At 63.4% G+C, this 16165-nt stretch carries 13 protein-coding genes, 1 tRNA gene and 1 other RNA gene; 5 read left to right on the top strand and 10 right to left on the bottom strand.

Annotated features, from left to right (window positions below):
* Positions 1–74: 74 nt before the first annotated feature.
* From ACNQOP_RS04020 to ACNQOP_RS04000, 5 genes are all read right to left on the bottom strand, one after another.
* Positions 75–644 (bottom strand): hypothetical protein, encoded by a 570-nt coding sequence (locus ACNQOP_RS04020; protein WP_257370512.1) that lies wholly within the window; start codon positions 642–644, stop codon positions 75–77.
* Between the two features lie 39 nt (positions 645–683).
* Positions 684–1289, bottom strand: coding sequence for a hypothetical protein (locus tag ACNQOP_RS04015; RefSeq protein WP_416403405.1), 606 nt, complete (start codon positions 1287–1289; stop codon positions 684–686).
* Positions 1290–1327: 38 nt separating this feature from the next.
* Positions 1328–1933, bottom strand: coding sequence for a hypothetical protein (locus ACNQOP_RS04010; protein WP_235519762.1), 606 nt, complete (start codon positions 1931–1933; stop codon positions 1328–1330).
* 23 nt (positions 1934–1956) lie between these two features.
* The gene (locus ACNQOP_RS04005; RefSeq protein ID WP_416403404.1) at positions 1957–3957 is read right to left on the bottom strand and encodes an alpha/beta hydrolase; all 2001 of its coding nucleotides are present in this window, start codon (positions 3955–3957) and stop codon (positions 1957–1959) included.
* A gap of 95 nt (positions 3958–4052) precedes the next feature.
* A complete protein-coding gene (locus ACNQOP_RS04000) occupies positions 4053–4571 on the bottom strand; it encodes a DUF427 domain-containing protein (protein WP_235519764.1) in 519 nt (172 codons plus the stop codon).
* Positions 4572–4657: 86 nt separating this feature from the next.
* Here ACNQOP_RS04000 and ACNQOP_RS03995 point away from each other — a divergent pair, with 86 nt between their 5' ends.
* The 3 genes from ACNQOP_RS03995 to ACNQOP_RS03985 all read left to right on the top strand — a co-directional run bounded on the left by ACNQOP_RS03995 (position 4658) and on the right by ACNQOP_RS03985 (position 6779).
* Positions 4658–5731, top strand: coding sequence for a hypothetical protein (locus ACNQOP_RS03995; RefSeq protein ID WP_416403403.1), 1074 nt, complete (start codon positions 4658–4660; stop codon positions 5729–5731).
* A 50-nt stretch (positions 5732–5781) separates the two neighbouring features.
* Positions 5782–6114: a PadR family transcriptional regulator gene (locus ACNQOP_RS03990; RefSeq protein WP_416403402.1), complete on the top strand. Its 333-nt coding sequence runs from the start codon at positions 5782–5784 to the stop codon at positions 6112–6114.
* 224 nt (positions 6115–6338) lie between these two features.
* Positions 6339–6779, top strand: a complete 441-nt coding sequence (locus ACNQOP_RS03985; protein WP_416403401.1) for a hypothetical protein — start codon at positions 6339–6341, stop codon at positions 6777–6779.
* 19 nt (positions 6780–6798) lie between these two features.
* Here the strand turns inward: ACNQOP_RS03985 and recR are convergent, their stop codons facing one another.
* From recR to ACNQOP_RS03965, 4 genes are all read right to left on the bottom strand, one after another.
* Positions 6799–7398 carry a recombination mediator RecR gene (gene recR, locus ACNQOP_RS03980; RefSeq protein WP_026541824.1) on the bottom strand — a complete coding sequence of 200 codons (600 nt, stop codon included), beginning with the start codon at positions 7396–7398 and terminating at the stop codon, positions 6799–6801.
* Positions 7399–7431: 33 nt separating this feature from the next.
* Positions 7432–10593 (bottom strand): DNA polymerase III subunit gamma and tau, encoded by a 3162-nt coding sequence (locus tag ACNQOP_RS03975; protein WP_416403400.1) that lies wholly within the window; start codon positions 10591–10593, stop codon positions 7432–7434.
* A 33-nt stretch (positions 10594–10626) separates the two neighbouring features.
* Positions 10627–10723: signal recognition particle sRNA small type (gene ffs / locus ACNQOP_RS03970), an RNA gene on the bottom strand.
* Positions 10724–10813: 90 nt separating this feature from the next.
* The gene (locus tag ACNQOP_RS03965; RefSeq protein WP_235519769.1) at positions 10814–11137 is read right to left on the bottom strand and encodes a hypothetical protein; all 324 of its coding nucleotides are present in this window, start codon (positions 11135–11137) and stop codon (positions 10814–10816) included.
* A gap of 302 nt (positions 11138–11439) precedes the next feature.
* Here ACNQOP_RS03965 and ACNQOP_RS03960 point away from each other — a divergent pair.
* Positions 11440–11524, top strand: a tRNA-Ser gene (locus ACNQOP_RS03960).
* Between the two features lie 46 nt (positions 11525–11570).
* Here the strand turns inward: ACNQOP_RS03960 and ACNQOP_RS03955 are convergent.
* Positions 11571–12500: a LysR substrate-binding domain-containing protein gene (locus ACNQOP_RS03955; RefSeq protein WP_416403399.1), complete on the bottom strand. Its 930-nt coding sequence runs from the start codon at positions 12498–12500 to the stop codon at positions 11571–11573.
* Between the two features lie 123 nt (positions 12501–12623).
* Here ACNQOP_RS03955 and ACNQOP_RS03950 point away from each other — a divergent pair, with 123 nt between their 5' ends.
* The gene (locus ACNQOP_RS03950; protein WP_416403398.1) at positions 12624–16097 is read left to right on the top strand and encodes a bifunctional proline dehydrogenase/L-glutamate gamma-semialdehyde dehydrogenase; all 3474 of its coding nucleotides are present in this window, start codon (positions 12624–12626) and stop codon (positions 16095–16097) included.
* Positions 16098–16165 lie beyond the last annotated feature (68 nt).

Here is a 16165-nt window from a genome sequence, read left to right as displayed (position 1 = left end):
TGGCAGGAATTGTGACCACATGGCGGCCAGGGCTTGTTGGACCAGCAGCATCCTGTGGGCGTCGGGTCGCGGTTCTACTTGGCGGTGGGAGAGGCCCCGAAGTTTTCGGGATAGAGCTCTTTGTAGATCGCAGTTTGGTCTCCGGCGATGCAGACAGTGTCCATTTCCAAGCCGGAGCCTTTGATGTTTGCGTAGTAGGACATGAGTTGTCCGCCATTCTGATCGGCGTAGAGGCGGATGAGTCCCGGGTCTTTGGGGTTGGTTTCGGTGCGGGTGGTGAAGCCTTTGGATTCCCAGAACTTTTTGACGGCGTTGACGGAAGCTTCAAGGTCGACGGGGTCGGGGGTTTGGGTCAGGATGCTGTAATTCACTCCGTCTTGCCCGTCGGGTGTGCTGCAGGAACTGTTGGCAGGTTTGTCCGTGTCGGCCCATTTTTGAGGCCCGATAACTTTCTGGGTTTCGGTTTTGAAAGCGTTGAGGTCTGCGAGGGCTTGTTTGAGTTCTTGGACCTGGGCTTTGACGGTTGCAGGGTCACTGGGGTAATCCCTGGTGGTGGGCGTGCAGCCGCTCAGCGCAATGGCCGCGCAGAACAGTCCGGCGAGTATGCTGCTTGCCCTTACCGGGGCCTCGGGTTCAAAGGGCATGAGCTTCAGCTTTTCCGTGACGACTTCTACCTCGGGGTTCTATTTGCCGGTAGTTGAGGGGCTGGGATGGGAAGGGAGACCGAAGTTTTCGGGATAGAGCTCTTTGTAGATCGCGGTTTGGTCTCCTGCGATGCAGGAGCTGTCCATTTCCAGGCCGGAGCCTTTGATGTTGGCGGTGAAGGATATGAGGTGTCCGCCGTTCTCGTCGGCGTAGAGGCGGATGACTCCTGGGTCCCGTGGGTTGGATTCGACGCGGGTGGTGAAGCCCTGGGATTCCCAAAATGTCTTGACGACGTTGACCGAGGCTTCCAAGTCGAGGGTTTCCATTGTTTGGCTCATGATGCTGTAATTCACGCCTTCTTGCCCGTCTGGTGTGGTGCAGTGCATGTTTCGAGTGCCCTTATCGACCCATTTTTGGGTTCCGATGGTGTGTTGGGTTTCGGTTTTGAAGGCGTGGACATCGGCGAGGGCTTGTTTGAGTTCTTCGACCTGGGCTTTGACGGTGGCAGGGTCGCTGGGGTTGTTTGGGCCGGTCAATGGTTTCTCCGTGGTGGTGGGCGTGCAGGCGCTCAGCGCAATAGCAGCAAAGAACAGTCCGGCGAGTATGCGGCTTGCCCTTACCGGGGCCTTGGGTTCAAAGGGCATGAGCTTCACCTTTCCGCAACGTCTTCTACCTGGGAGGTCTATTTGCCAGTATCGGAGGGGCTGGGATTGGACGGGAGGCCGAAGTTTTCGGGATAGAGCTCTTTGTAGATCGCGGTTTGGTCTCCTGCGATGCAGGCGCTGTCCATTTCCAGGCCGGAGCCTTTGATGTTTGCGTAGTAGGACATGAGTTGTCCGCCGTTCTGATCGGCGTATAGGCGGATGAGGCCTGGGTCTTTGGGGTTGGTTTCAGTGCGGGTGGTGAAGCCTTTGGATTCCCAGAACGTTTTGACGGCGCTGACTGAGGCTTCAAGGTCGACTGGGTCGGGGGTTTGGCTCAGGACGATGTAGTTCACGCCGTCTTCCCCGCCGGACGTGCTGCAGGGGCCATTTCGGAGGCCCTCGTCGACCCATTTTTGGGTCCCAATGACTTGTTGGGTTTCGGTTTTGAAGGCGTGGAGATCCGCGAGGGCTTGTTTGAGTTCTTCGACCTGGGCTTTGACGGTAGCAGGGTCGCTGGGGTCGTTTGGGCCGGTCATCGGTTTCTCCGTGGTGGTGGGGGTGCAGGCGCTCAGCGCCAAGAGCATGCTTAGCAAGCCGGTAAGGACATAGCGGGTCCTGAGACGGGCCTTGGGTTCATAGGACATGAGGTTCACTCTTTCGGACTTGTTCATCGGCCAGCAAATCCGGCCGGCGGCGAGACAGGCCGCGCGCCTGGAAGGGTACGGTCTCCGTGGCCGGTCGTTGTGAGGGCAGCTTCGTACAGGGCGGTGGTTCCTTTGTCCAGGTAGCCGTATCCGTCGCCGTCTTTTCTGTGTACCAGGGTGTTGTGTTCGGTGGTGCCGTGGTAGCGGGTCCCGTCAATCGTGGCTGATTCCGAGGAGAACACTTTCGCATCGAAGGATTCCAGGCGCGGATCCTGGCGCAGGAAGCGGCCCATTTGGGCCAGCCCATCGCCACTGGCGTGGCTGGCATAGACCTGCCCGGGACGCACGTGGAGTTCACCGGCGTTTCGGATCTCCTTTTCGATGCCGGCGGAGCCGAGCATCGTGAAGGAAGCGACGTTCAATTCCGCGGCGGCAAGGGCGTCTGAGGTCACCGTGGTGCCGTAGGAATGAGCCAGCACGTTCAGAGTCTCCGGGGTCCTGTTGCCCAAGCTTTCTCTGACGGCGTTGAAGCCCTGAAGGTCTGTGACGAAGCGGTCGGCGCCGGCGCGGGCGGCATCGCCACTGTTCACGCTCGGAACCGTGGGCGGTTCGTAGTTGATCCATGCCACCACAGCGAAAGACTTATCCCTAGAGAGCAACTTTTGTTGCGCCTGAAGGTTCGCGGCGTTGAACGCCCAGTCGTTGAAACCGCTCTGCGGGGTGATGTTCATACCGGAGACGGCGTAGGTGACGTTGTCAGCCGTGTCCGGGTTGCCAGCAGAGACCTGTGCCTTGGGGGAGCCGTGGGTAAGATCGAATCCGAGCAAAACAGCAACATCCGCGGCCCCGGCGTTCGTCAAGGCCTCACCGATGCCATTGAGGGCCTTTTGCTGCGTTTGCAGCCGTGTCCATGCAGGGTTGGTCACGGACAGGCCTTGGCTTGCGGGCAGGAATTGAGGCGTTTTGGTGAGTTCGTCTTTGATGCGCTCGTCCTCGGTGGCGAGGCGTATGCGATTGGCCTTGTCCCGGGCAGTGGCGGTGACACCGTTCAGGTTCCCGATGACTCCGGGAAGGGTCTGGATCAGAAAAAGCTGGGCCTCGCCGGGTTCGATTGTCCCGCTGGCGACCGTCTGGCCGAGTCCGGCCCACCACTTGGCAATCATCACAGGGTCCAGCCCTGGTTGCTCGAGCAGCCCCTGAAGCCGGTCCCTGTTAGCTGGGGTGGCCAGCCACGCCTTTAGTTGCGCAGCGTTAAGGGCCCCGATGTCGGTCAAACTCACTTGGCGTGGCGGGGCGTACTGAATGAGAACGCTGTTGAGGATGGTGTCAGCCATGGAGCCGCTGCCAGCTGCTTCAAATGCTGCGGCGATGTGTTCGACCCACCCAGCATCAGCAGTGTTCTCACTGAGCAGCTGCTCGAAACCGGACACGAAGGTGACGCTGCCGCTGTTCACCCAGGAACAAGCAGCGGTGAAACTACCCCAGGCGTGGCGGACACGTCCGAGTTCACTGCTGAGGATGTTTGTGGAGGTTCGGGATTGGGACACGAAGTCGCGCAGCTTTCCCGGGTCCGCCGCGCTTGTCCCGGCTCCCGATCCACCGGCGAACCTTGTCCGCTCCCTTGGGGAGAATTCTGCTGAAACCGTCGGTGTGGGCAACGGCCATTCCGCGGGCATGGGGTCACTCAACGGACTCAGGAAAGACTGAAATTGTTGTTCACGGATGTCGGCGCGTTGCTGCCAGTCGGCGAGGTTCTTCAGCCGCGACTTCTCCCGCGCGGCCCGCAGCTTTGCTTCCTGGACATCCTCCACCAACGCGGCGAGAACACTGGCAAGGCGGACACGGTCATCAGCCCTGACGGCACAGGCCTGGAGGAACAAGCGGGCGTAGCCCCCTTTGAAATCCTCCATGACACGATCAATGGCTCCCGACAGGAACGCGCCCTCGGAGCGTAGAGCCTCATCCGCGGAATCGGCAGCACTGATTAGAGCATCGGCCGCGCCGTCATCGAAAGCAATCCCCATAACCGAATCCCCCGAACGAATGGTTTATCCATCGAATAGCATAACAGCTCGAGTGGCCTCCATTGACGCGTTCGTGGGGGGCAGTGTTCGGGATCTCACCAGCCTGCGGAGCCGGGTTCACCCTTGAAAGGCCCCACAATGCGCCGAGTGATCCAACCCCCGTAGAAACCGCCAGATTGCGCCGTTACTGGTTCGCCGTCAATTTCGCATGACTCCATACGGCCCGGGTACAGGGCAACCCGTGTTCTGAGAGCCTCGAAACCCTGCGTGGGTTCCGGGTAGGTCCACCCGCCGCGGGATGCGACCACACTGTTTGCCACGACGTCGAAGTAAGCCGCCATCCCCTTGAATTCGCAGAAAGTTCCGCCTTCCACCGGGATCAATACTCCGGCAGGGAACGCCTCGAAGGGCAGGTAGTAGACGGGAGGGTGGCTGGTTTCGAGGACCCTGACCGAATCCACGGTGTCCGCAATGATCCGGCCGCCGAGCCGGACCACAATCCTTTCCGAGCGGTGCTGCACCACCGGAGGCCTTGGATAGTCCCATACCGACTCCTGCCAGCTCAGCGGGGTGACGGGCTGCGGACGCTTGGGGAAACGGGGGAGTTGGGCCATGAACTATGGTCCCACCTTCTTCCGGCATCTCTGTTGATGCGTGACGCCCAGGCGTACCATCCACGTCATGAGGATTGCGTGGTGCCTTGGCCGGCGTTCCTGACCGTTCGGGCAAGCGGGGTGCCGGTGCAAACGAGCCGGAGTACGAGGTCATCGGCGGTGGATTGGTTGACGATCAGCCGCGGGTGACTTCATCCAGCGGTGGTTCGGAACCACCGCCTGCGGCCGTCGTCAAAACTGCCCTGAAACTGGCTTGGCGGGATGCCCGGAATTCGTTGTTCTCCTGGTGGTTTTGGCTGGGCTGCTGTTGCGCCATCGCCTTTGCAGGTGGCGTTGCCGCTGCAATGGTTGCCTGGGTGCAATCGCTCGAAGGGTTCGACTCGGACGTCTTGGGTGCCACCTACGTCTTTATGGCTGGATTCCTGGCCTTGGCCGCCGCGATACTGGGTGTCATCTGTGGCTTCCGGCATGCCTGGTCGAGCATTCTGGTCCGCTTCCTCGCAGCGACCATCCGTGGAGTCGTTTTCGCTGCGCTGTCATGTGTGGTCCTGCTGATCGTGGGTTTCAACACGGGTGGGCCGCCAGCGCTGGCTGGGGCGGCCGCCGTCGTGATTGTCCTGGAGGTGGGACTGTTCGGCCTCATGGGCGGAGGTGCGCGGGCTTGCTTTGCCTCTACCGTTCCGGCGGGCGTCCTGGCTGGGGTGGTGACGATGTTCCTTTGCCTCGGGAATGGCGCGCTCACTCTGTTGCTGCTTGCCGGAACCAGTGAGATGGGCGGCGCCTCAGTGCCCGTGAACGTGGAGAGGGACGACGCGGGGAGGATCACTGCATACGAGTGTGTTGGCAGCCTGCACGAGGTGGAGGTGGTGCATACGGAACGCGTGGCATGGCTTGCGGCATCGAATCCTGCGCTGCTCCTGGGGAGTATTGGAGCCCAGTTTGTGCCCCCTGACCACGTCGTCGGATGGATGTTGGCCGGCCTCCAGTACGCCGCCGACGGCCCGTCCCGCGAAGTCCCTTGCCTGGACGGAGAATCAAGTGCCGGGCTCGCGCCGCCGGTGCCCGTGGCTTTCGCCGGCTTTGCAGGACAGGCCGCATTTGCTGCGCTACTCACCATTTCAGGGCGTTGGTTGGAGGCGCGGAGGGCGGGCATTTCCTGACTGCCCCAGGCTCCTCTTGACTTCTATATCTATATAGCTAGATTAGAGCCATGGAAAGTTTGGGGCGGGTCACGCCAGCCACGGCGCTTGTTCTGGAGGCCTTGCTCGCCGCCGAAAGCGTGTGGGGGCTTCAGATAGTCAAAGACACCGGCAAAAAGCCCGGCACGGTCTATCCGATTTTGGAGCGACTCGAAGGCGCTGGCTGGGTCCAGGGGGAATGGGAAACGGCGGAAGACCGCAAGGGACCTCGGCGGCGCTACTACCGCCTCGTTGCTGAGGCACGTCCGCTGGCGCAGGAGTTCGTCAGGGCCCAAAGGTCCAAAGCGGCATCGGCGGCACGTCCGACCCCGGCTTTCAGCGAGGGTTCCTGGAGGGCCACGTGAGGCTGGACGAGGCGATTCTGACCGTTTGCCTGGCGCTGACGCCAGCGCACCTCCGGTCCTTACGGGAAGAGCAATGGAGGGCCGACCTCCTTGACGGACCGGGGATGGGGATTTCCACTTCTGCAGTGCTTTTTGGGGCCGCGAGTTCGTCGGTGACGTCCAGGATTCACGAGTTAAAACGTCGTGGCGGCATGATCATGTCACGCATTATCAAGGGGGAAAACATGAAACTGGTACTGGGTGCAGTAGGCGCGGCCGTTGCGATAGCGACAGTTGTCGCCGTCGGAATCCAGGCGAACGCCACCACCGTTCAAGATGACGCTTCACACTTCAAGGGGCCGGTGGCAGACCGGCCCATCGGGGGTTACGAAGGTTGGTGGAATTCAACGCATTTGGACGGCACTCCGGCGGGCCCGGCAGAGACCGTTGCGGTCAACACCAACACCGGGAAGATCGTTGACTACTCTAACATGGCGAGGAGCGCAGCCGGACAAGTGCTCACAGCCGCAGATGCCACATACGTGGTGGTGCCAGACCCAACGTGGCCAGCCAGCTCCATAGTCATCATCGACACTGCCACGGACAAGGTGATCGAAGACTTCCCAGTGGACGAGAAGGGCCGGGTAATCTACACCCACGAAGACGGCACCACTACCGTCGGCTGACTACTGCGGGCAACCGAAGCTACAACAGTGCGTTGCGCCTTCCCTCGAAGGCCCGGCCCAGCGTGACTTCGTCGGCGTACTCGAGGTCGCCACCCACGGGTAGCCCGGATGCCAGCCGCGTCACCGCGATCCCAATGGACTTCAACATACGTGCCAGGTAGGTAGCCGTGGCTTCGCCCTCAAGGTTGGGGTCGGTGGCGATGATGATCTCCTGGATGGCGCCATCATTCAATCGGGTCAGGAGCTCGCGGATCCGCAACTGCTCCGGACCGATGCCAGCGATCGGATTGATGGCGCCACCCAGCACGTGGTACCGGCCACGGAAGGACCGGGTCCGCTCAACGGCCAGGACGTCCTTGGACTCCTCAACCACGCAGATGACCGACGGGTCCCTGCGCGGATCCCGGCAAATGTTGCAGGTCTCCTGCTCGGTCACGTTGAAGCAGACCGAGCAGAACTTCACCCGTTCCTTAACCGTGGTGATGGCCGTTACCAGACGCTTCATGTCCTCTGGATCAGCCTCCAGGATGTGGAACGCCAGGCGCTGCGCTGATTTGGGGCCCACACCGGGAAGCCGGCCGAGCTCGTCAATCAGCTCCTGAACTGCACCTTCGTACACAATGTCCTCATTTGGTTGAAATCAATGCTGCAATCAGCGGTTGTGCAGGGGAGAACCGTCCAAGGCGCGCTCTTCGATCAGCTTTCCGCCCAGAATACGCTCCACTGCAGCCCGCCCAAAGACCCTCGATTCCTCGATGGTTTCGTCCTCAGGGCTCGGGATGTCCTCCGCAGTCGCCGTGGGGGCTGCCTGGGTCCTGGCCGGCGCCTGGACGCGACCAGCCTGTGCCTCAGGGCTGTTGGTCAGCCGCTGGTACAGGCTTTGACGACCGTTGGGACTGCCCGACGCCGGACCCTCCTCGAGCGTGGCAACGGAACCGTGCGCTTCAACCGGCTGCGCGGCCAAGGAAGGCCATGTCGCGGGGGCGCTGCCGGTGGCCTGCGTTGCCGTGGCTTGGGGTGCGGGCCAGCTCGACGTCGGAGCGACGTCCCAGCTCGACCCTGCGGGAGCGTCCGGTCCGGTTGGATGGCCGTACGTTCCGGCTGCAGCTTCGGGAACCTGGGCCGCAGCGGGCTTGTAGTCCGGGGTGTCCACTGCAACGGCAGCGGTCTCCTCCGTGGCCTGCGGCTGCCTGCCCACGTTCGACTCCGTGCCAACTACCCATGTTCCCGGCGCCTTCTCGACCGCTCTGGACCACGGGTCCTCGGAGGTGCTGGAGGGCGCCCCCGGAGTGCTGGGTGCCCTGGCTGGTGAAGGCTTGGCCGGGGACGGTTCTCCATCCGAAGTTGGTGCTGCAACCGGGGACGGTGCTGTGCCTGTACTTGTGCCAGGACGGCCGTATCCGGACGGCGGCTCCCAGTCCGCAGGGGGCTCCTCATCCAGTGGAGGCGCGTCCTCGTCGAGGGGTGGGCCCCAATCGTCATCCGGGTAGGAGTAGTCGCCGGCCGAGGTGGAGGTGGCCTGAGCCGCTCCCTGCGTTGAGGGCTGCGGTGCGGGTTCGGCTGGCTGCGATACTGCGGGCACCACGGATCCAGCCGGTGCCGGACGTTCGGCTGGCGACACGGAGGCACCCTGCGACACGGATGCAACCTGCGCCGTAGCTTCGGTTTTCACCGCGGTATCAGCAAGCGCCCGTGGGGTCGAAGCGGGCGCAGCCGGGCTCGTTGGCATGTGGGCAGGTTCCGGCGACGGGGCAATCGGGGATGCCTCCGACGCGGGAGTACCCGCCGGCGCAAGACCCCAGGCGGAGTCGACCGCTGAGACGGCGGCTGGAGAGGCTCCCGCTGGTGCTGCTGCGTCGGGCACTGGCGCAACACTTGCCGCTCCACCGCCTGCCGACGCCGGGGTGTCCCGGCTAGTAGGTGCTTTTGGGTTTGGCTCAGAGCTCGCTGAGCTGTTGCCGCCGGCCACCGCGACGATCTGGCAATCAATGCCCAGGGTCTTGTGGATTGCTTGGCGAAGGTTTTCGGAGTGGTCTGCGCGTCCGAAGGCGCCGGCCAAACCGCCGGTAGTGAACGCCAAAGTGAGCAGTTGGCCGTCGAACTGGGCCACCTGGGCGTTGGGCTCCACCAGCGCCCAGGTGCTGCGCTTGATCTTGGTCAACGTCTGGAGGACGTCCGGCCAGGCGCGGCGAAGGGCTTCTACGTCCCCAGCCCCTGCAGGAGCGGGTGCCGATTGTGGCGCCGGGGTTTGGGCGGGAGCAGGCGCAGCCTGTGCAGGAGGAGCGGCTTGAGCTGGAGCCGGCGCAGCGTGTGCAGGAACCGCAGGCTGCGCCTGTGGCGATGGTTGAGGTGCGACAGCCTGCGGTGCGCGGCCGGCAGTCGACCGTTCCTCCACAGGCCAATCGTTGGTGGAAACCCGTGGCGCCGTGATGGGGTCGCGGTTGACTGCGGCGACGGCCGGCTCAGGAGTTGCAGGAGCCGATGGCTGGGAGGCCGACGGTGCTGCAGGTTCCTGCACAGGGGTCGGTTCCGGCCGGGTGGGCTCCGGAGCAGCAACCACCGGTGCGGGAACGTTCGGTGCTGCTTCCACCGAAGCCACGGCGGCAGGCGGGGCAGCAGCAACAGCCGGCATTCCGGCGTCGCCCGCGTAGTTCAGGCGACGTTCCACGCGGTCGATGCGCGCAGCGATACCCCGTTCGGTCTGCTCCGAGCTGGGGAGGAGAATTCGAGCGCACAGGAGTTCAAGGTGAAGCCGCGGCGACGTAGCGCCGGTCATTTCCGTCAGTGCGGTGTTGGTGACATCCGCCGCGCGGGAAAGTTCCGCTGCGCCAAGGTTAGTGGCCTGGTTGCGCATACGGGCGATCTGGTCGGCGGGCATGCCGCGGAGGATGGCTTGGGCGCTCTCGGGCATCGCCTGAACAATGATCAGGTCGCGGAAGCGTTCCAAAAGGTCTTCGACGAAACGCCGGGGGTCGTGGCCCGTCTGGATGACGCGGTCCACTGCTTTGAAGACCACTGCGGCATCCGAAGCTGCAATGGCATCCACGATGTCGTCCAGCAGGGACGCATGGGTGTAGCCGAGGAGGGCAACAGCGAGCTCGTAGTCCAGGCCGTTCGGCCCGGCGCCGGCCATGAGCTGGTCCAGCACGGAAAGGGTGTCACGGACCGAACCGCCACCAGCGCGGATCACCAGGGATAGCACCCCTGGAGCCACGGGGACGTTCTCCTGCTGGCAGAGCAGCTCAAGGTATTGCATGAGCGGCTCCGGGGGCACCAGCCGGAACGGGTAGTGGTGCGTGCGGGAGCGGATGGTGCCGATGACCTTGTCCGGCTCGGTGGTGGCGAAGATGAACTTGATGTGTTCCGGCGGCTCCTCGACGATCTTCAGGAGCGCGTTGAAGCCGGCGGACGTGACCATGTGGGCCTCGTCAATGATGAAGATCTTGTAGCGGTCACGGACCGGGGCGAAGGTTGCCCGCTCGCGGAGGTCGCGGGCGTCGTCCACGCCACCGTGGCTGGCGGCGTCAATCTCAATGACGTCCAGCGACCCGGATCCGCCACGGGCCAGTTCGATGCAGCTGGGGCATTTGCCGCAGGGCGTGTCAGTGGGGCCCTCGGCGCAGTTCAGGCAGCGGGCAAGGATGCGCGCTGACGTGGTCTTGCCACAGCCGCGGGGGCCGGAGAAGAGGTAGGCGTGGTTCACGCGGTTCTTGCGGAGCGCCGTCATCAGCGGCTCTGTGACGTGTTCCTGCCCGATAACGTCCGCGAAAGAGTCGGGCCGATACCGTCGATACAGGGCAGTTGTAACAGTCACAAGTGAAACCTACCTATAGGGACTGACATTTAAATAAGAGACCCCTCATGCACCCGCCAGAGCCCATCTACCCTTGCTACCTTCCGGTCCTGGGGGAGTTCAACAGGATGACGCCACATGAGGGGCCGTCGACAAGCTTACCCGAACTCGGGGCGGGGTTCGAATCGGCCATCGACGGCTGTGGATACGGCTCGACGGCGGGTGGCTGGGCTGCGCGGATCTACCGCCAGCCGTTCACCGGCCACGTCATGAAGGCGGGTTCCTCGTAAGGGTGAGAAGCCCGCAAAGCCAGTACAACGCCGTCGAGAATTTCCTCCTCCACCACGCACTCCACCCTGATTTCCGGCACTTGCTGCTCAATCGACACCTCGCCAATGAATGGGCGCGCCCCCGGCAACGGTGTGAAGCGGCCTGTGCCTGGGGAAGTGAAGGCACAGTGTGAGTAGTCGCCGATCCGTCCCGCGCCGGCATCACCGATGGCCAGGAGAACTTCCTCAATATGCGTCTCAGGTACGTAAACCACCAGTGCATGAAGCTGCGTCATGCAGACATCTTGTCAGCAACTTCGGCTACAAACAGGTCTCAACCATTGCAAATCCGAGGTTCGCGGCGGACCATGGGTATGTACACCGATTGGGGCAATCTCAAGGTTGTGAGCTGCGGGGCCTGGGGGCGAGGGGCCGGACCCGGTGGCTCAACGATGTACCGCAAGAATGGGCGCGTTGGGGGCGTCCATTTTTCCGTTAAGCGCCTCTTTGTCACCCCCTCCGAGAGCCCGGGTTTGGGCCGATTACGCGATGCTGAAATTCTCAGGTACAGTAGTATCTGCTTTCGAATCGGAAGCAAGGAGAATTCGCCTAGCGGCCTATGGCGCACGCCTGGAACGCGTGTTGGGTTAACGCCCTCGGGGGTTCAAATCCCCCATTCTCCGCGTTTGGCCCCAGTCCTCGGACTGGGGCCTTTTGCGTATCCGGGAGTTACCCGGCGTCAGCCTGCTGCTCCGCGTCCAGTTGCTGCGCCGCTGCCACGCGCTCCAGAACTTCCCGGCAGGCCGCCGTGGCCGGGTGGATCCGGCCGGCAGTGCGGGTGGAGGTGAACACGGTTCGCTTCGGCAGCCCAGGGAGGTCCAGCAATTGAACGGTCCGGGTGCGTCCGGTCCAGACGAGGTCGGGCATGAGCGCTACGGCGTTTCCGGATTCAATGAGCCGGATCTGTGCTTGGAGGTCGGCTGTTTCATACCGGACGTCGGGTTCGAAGCCCGCGGAACGGCAGGCCTGCTCGGCCCAATGCCGGGAGGCTGCGCCGCGGGGTTCCATGACCCAGGGCATCGTGGCGGTGTCGGCCAGGGTGGAGACGGCTTCGCCGCCAAGTCCCACCGGGGGAGTGGCAAGCCGGATGGCATCGCTGGTGAGGATGACGCGGTCCAGGCCGCTGTGGTGCGGAGCGGCATGGCCCGGGTATTGCTCGGCAACCACCAGGTCGAAGTCCCGCGCCCAGGTTTCGTACAGGGCCGTTTCGGGTTCGCGCTGGGTCATTTCGACGCGCACCTCCGGGTACTCCTGCCGCATGATGGTGAGGAAACCGGGGAGCAGGGCCAGTGCGGCGGACTGGAACACGGCCAGGCGCACGGTTCCCGTCACCATCGACAGAGAAGCTGCCAAGTCGGTTTCGGCCTTTTCCAAGGTCTCCAGGAGTGCCGCGGTGTGGGCTACGAGGATCTCCGCCTGCGGGGTCAGCTGGACCCTGCGCCCGGCTTTGCGGAGCAGTTCAACCCCGGCCTCCTTCTCCAGGAGGGTCAGCTGCTGCGACACCGATGACGGGCTGTACTGCATCGCGTCGGCCACCTCGGCGAGCGTTCCGCGGATCTTTAACTCGTGCAGCAAACGGAGCCTGCGGACATCCAGCAAGTCGGCCTCCAAAAGATCGGAATGGATAACGAATATTCGTCGGAAAAGATCGCTTTTCCTAACGTGATTGTAGATCCATACTGATGGAAACAAACAAACTTCTCCGCCTCAGAAGGAGCCCCCATGACCAGCACCATCCCGGATGCCACCGCCCCGAGCACCCAGGATTCCGGACAGTTCGATGATCTTGCCCAGGAAGCCATTGCCTTGGTCCGCCACTGGTTGACCGAAGCCAGCAAGATCCCCGTGGACGTCTCCGCCCAGCGCCTTGCCGGCGTCTTGAAAGACCCCAACGGCTTGGACTTCACGGTGGGATTCGTCGACGGCGTCATCCGTCCTGAGGATCTGTCCGTCGCCGGCCGTAAACTCGCCGAGCTGGCCCCGAAGGTCCCTAAGTTCCTCCCCTGGTACATGCGCAGCGCTGTCCGCGTGGGTGGCGTCATGGCTCCGATCCTCCCGCAGGTAGTTATTCCCATTGCCCGCCGCGTGCTCCGCGAAATGGTGGGCCACCTCATCGTCGATGCCACCGATGCCAAGCTGGGCCCGGCTATTGCGAAGATCCGCCAGGACGGCGTGCACCTGAACGTGAACCTTCTGGGCGAAGCCGTCCTGGGCGAGCATGAAGCGCAGCGTCGCCTCGAAGGCACCCTCAAACTCCTTGCCCGCGAAGACGTGGACTACGTTTCCATCAAGGAATCCTCCACCGTGGCCCCGCACTCCCCATGGGCCTTCGACGAAGCCGTCGACCATGTTGTTGAGAAGCTCACCCCGCTTTACCGCCTCGCCGCGTCCTTCCCCAAGCCCAAGTTCATCAACCTGGACATGGAGGAATACAAGGACCTCAGCATGACCATCGCGGTCTTCAAGCGCATCCTGGACATGCCGGAGTTCAAGAACCTGGAAGCCGGCATCGTTCTCCAGGCCTACCTCCCTGACGCGCTCGGTGCCATGCAGGAACTGCAGGAGTGGGCCTCCGCCCGTCGCGCCGAAGGTGGAGCTCCCATCAAGGTCCGCGTCGTCAAGGGCGCCAACCTTCCCATGGAACAGGTGGAAGCCTCGCTGCACGACTGGCCGTTGGCTACCTGGGGCAGCAAGCAGGACTCGGACACCAGCTACAAGAACGTCATCAACTACGCCCTCACCCCGGAGCGCATCGACGCCGTGCGCATCGGCGTCGCAGGCCACAACCTGTTCGATGTCGCCTTCGCCTGGCTGCTCGCCAAGCAGCGCGGAATTGCCCAGCAGGGACCGAAAGCCATCGAATTCGAAATGCTCCTGGGCATGGCAACCGGCCAGGCCACTGCGGTCCGTAAGGATGTCGGCAGCCTCCTGCTGTACACACCGGTGGTCCACCCGGGCGAGTTCGACGTCGCCATCGCGTACCTGATCCGCCGCCTGGAAGAGGGCGCCAGCCAGGAAAACTTCATGTCCGCAGTCTTCGAACTCAGCGAGAACGAAGCCTTGTTCAAGCGCGAGCAGCAGCGCTTCCTGGCCTCCCTGGCCAACATGAAGGATGAGGTCCCGGGCCCCAATCGCAAGCAGGACCGCCGTCTCCCGGCCGAACCCGCACCCACCGAGGGATTCCGGAACACCCCTGACACGGACCCGGCACTCCCGGCCAACCGCGCCTGGGGCCGTGACATCCTCAAGCGCATCCCCGGTTCCACCGCCGGCAACAAGATCGTGGAGTCCACCAAGGTTTCCGACGCAGCCGAACTTGAGCGCATCATCACCTCCGCAGTGGATGCTGGAAAGGCCTGGGGTGCCCGTCCCGCCGCCGAGCGCGCCGCCATCCTGCACCGCGCCGGTGAAGTCCTCGAAGCCCGCCGCGCTGAACTCCTTGAGGTCATGGCTTCCGAAACCGGCAAGACTATCGACCAGGGCGATCCCGAGGTCAGCGAAGCAATCGACTTCGCGCACTACTACGCCGAGCGCGCCAAGGACCTGGAAACGGTCGACGGCGCCACGTTCGTCCCAGCGAACCTCACCGTGGTGACCCCGCCGTGGAACTTCCCGGTGGCAATCCCCGCAGGCTCGACCCTCGCAGCGCTCGCCTCAGGCTCCGCCGTCGTGATCAAGCCTGCAAAGCAGGCCCGCCGTTCCGGTTCGGTCATGGTGGATGCGCTGTGGGAAGCCGGTGTTCCGCGTGAAGTGCTGGCGCTCGTCCAGCTCGAAGAGCGTGAGCTTGGCACCCAGCTGGTTTCGCACCCCAGCGTTGACCGCGTGATCCTTACCGGTGGCTACGAAACGGCTGAATTGTTCCGTTCCTTCCGCCAGGACCTGCCGTTGCTCGCGGAGACGTCCGGCAAGAACGCCATCATCGTCACCCCCAGCGCTGACCTGGACCTCGCTGCGAAGGACGTCGTTTACTCGGCATTCGGCCACGCAGGACAGAAGTGCTCCGCCGCGTCCTTGGTGATCCTGGTGGGCTCGGTCGCGAAGAGCGCCCGCTTCCACAACCAGCTGATCGACGCCGCACGGTCCCTGACCGTGGGCTACCCGGAGAATGCCACCACGCAGATGGGGCCGATCATTGAACCGGCAAACGGCAAGCTCCTCAATGCCCTCACCACCCTGGGCGACGGTGAAACCTGGGCCATCAAGCCCGAACGCCTCGACGAGACCGGCCGTTTGTGGTCCCCGGGCATCCGTTCCGGCGTCAAGCGCGGCTCCTACTTCCACCTGACCGAGTTCTTCGGCCCTGTGCTGGGTGTCATGACCGCTGAAACCCTTGAGGAAGCGATCGCCATCCAGAACGAGATCGAGTACGGCCTCACCGCCGGCCTGCACTCCCTGGACTCCGCCGAGATGGGCGTCTGGCTGGACACCATCCAGGCCGGCAACCTGTACGTCAACCGCGGCATCACCGGTGCGATCGTCCAGCGCCAGCCGTTCGGTGGCTGGAAGAAGTCGGCCGTTGGCGCCGGAACCAAGGCCGGTGGACCGAACTACCTGATCGGCCTGGGCAGCTGGCTCCCTGCCGAGGCAAAGGCCAAGCGCGGCACCGTCCTTCAGGGCGCGGCCTCGCAGATTCTTGCCGCTGCCAAGTCCGCTGACGTGACTGCCAAGGAACTCCAGACCCTCCAGCAGGCACTCTTCAGCGACGCCGCCGCCTGGGAATCCGAGTTCGGCACACGCAAGGACGTTTCCGCGCTGACCGCTGAGCGCAACGTCTTCCGCTACCGCTCCCTCCCGGTGACAATCCGCCTCTCCGAAGGTGAGCGGCTCGCGGAGCTGCTCCGCGTCGTAGCAGCCGGTGCAGTGGCGGGCTCGAAGCTCATGGTGAGCTCCGCCGTCGTACTTCCCGACGCAGTGGTGACCGTGTTCGCGAACCTGGGCGTCAGCGTCCGGGTCGAGGACGACGCCGCGTGGCTGGCCCGTGCGGCAAAGTTCGACGCCGGCCGCATTCGCTTGATCGGTGGCGACTTCGCCGCGCTGAGCGCGGCAATGGGTGGCCGTCCGGACGTCGCGGTCTACCACGGGGCCGTAACCCAGGCTGGCCGGATCGAGATGCTGCCGTTCCTTCGCGAGCAGGCTGTGTCCATCACGGCGCACCGCTTCGGTACCCCGAACCACCTGTCGGATGAGTTGATCTAAGACCTACACCGAGGGGTGAGCTCTCGGCGGAAAGCAAGCCCCTAAGTCCCGAAAGCCAACCCCTCGGC

The organism is Arthrobacter sp. LFS091, from assembly GCF_047977885.1.
In the GTDB taxonomy this organism is placed as follows: Bacteria; Actinomycetota; Actinomycetes; order Actinomycetales; family Micrococcaceae; genus Arthrobacter.
The sequence above is the reverse complement of the archived record's forward strand: the minus strand, read 5'-3'. Positions and strand labels throughout refer to the sequence as shown.

Coding starts and splice junctions, on each gene's coding strand:
- ACNQOP_RS04020 (WP_257370512.1), bottom strand. CDS start 644: ATGCCCTTTGAACCCGAGGCCCCGGTAAGGGCAAGCAGCATACTCGCC.
- ACNQOP_RS04015 (WP_416403405.1), bottom strand. CDS start 1,289: ATGCCCTTTGAACCCAAGGCCCCGGTAAGGGCAAGCCGCATACTCGCC.
- ACNQOP_RS04010 (WP_235519762.1), bottom strand. CDS start 1,933: ATGTCCTATGAACCCAAGGCCCGTCTCAGGACCCGCTATGTCCTTACC.
- ACNQOP_RS04005 (WP_416403404.1), bottom strand. CDS start 3,957: ATGGGGATTGCTTTCGATGACGGCGCGGCCGATGCTCTAATCAGTGCT.
- ACNQOP_RS04000 (WP_235519764.1), bottom strand. CDS start 4,571: ATGGCCCAACTCCCCCGTTTCCCCAAGCGTCCGCAGCCCGTCACCCCG.
- ACNQOP_RS03990 (WP_416403402.1), top strand. CDS start 5,782: ATGGAAAGTTTGGGGCGGGTCACGCCAGCCACGGCGCTTGTTCTGGAG.
- ACNQOP_RS03985 (WP_416403401.1), top strand. CDS start 6,339: ATGAAACTGGTACTGGGTGCAGTAGGCGCGGCCGTTGCGATAGCGACA.
- ACNQOP_RS03965 (WP_235519769.1), bottom strand. CDS start 11,137: ATGACGCAGCTTCATGCACTGGTGGTTTACGTACCTGAGACGCATATT.
- ACNQOP_RS03950 (WP_416403398.1), top strand. CDS start 12,624: ATGACCAGCACCATCCCGGATGCCACCGCCCCGAGCACCCAGGATTCC.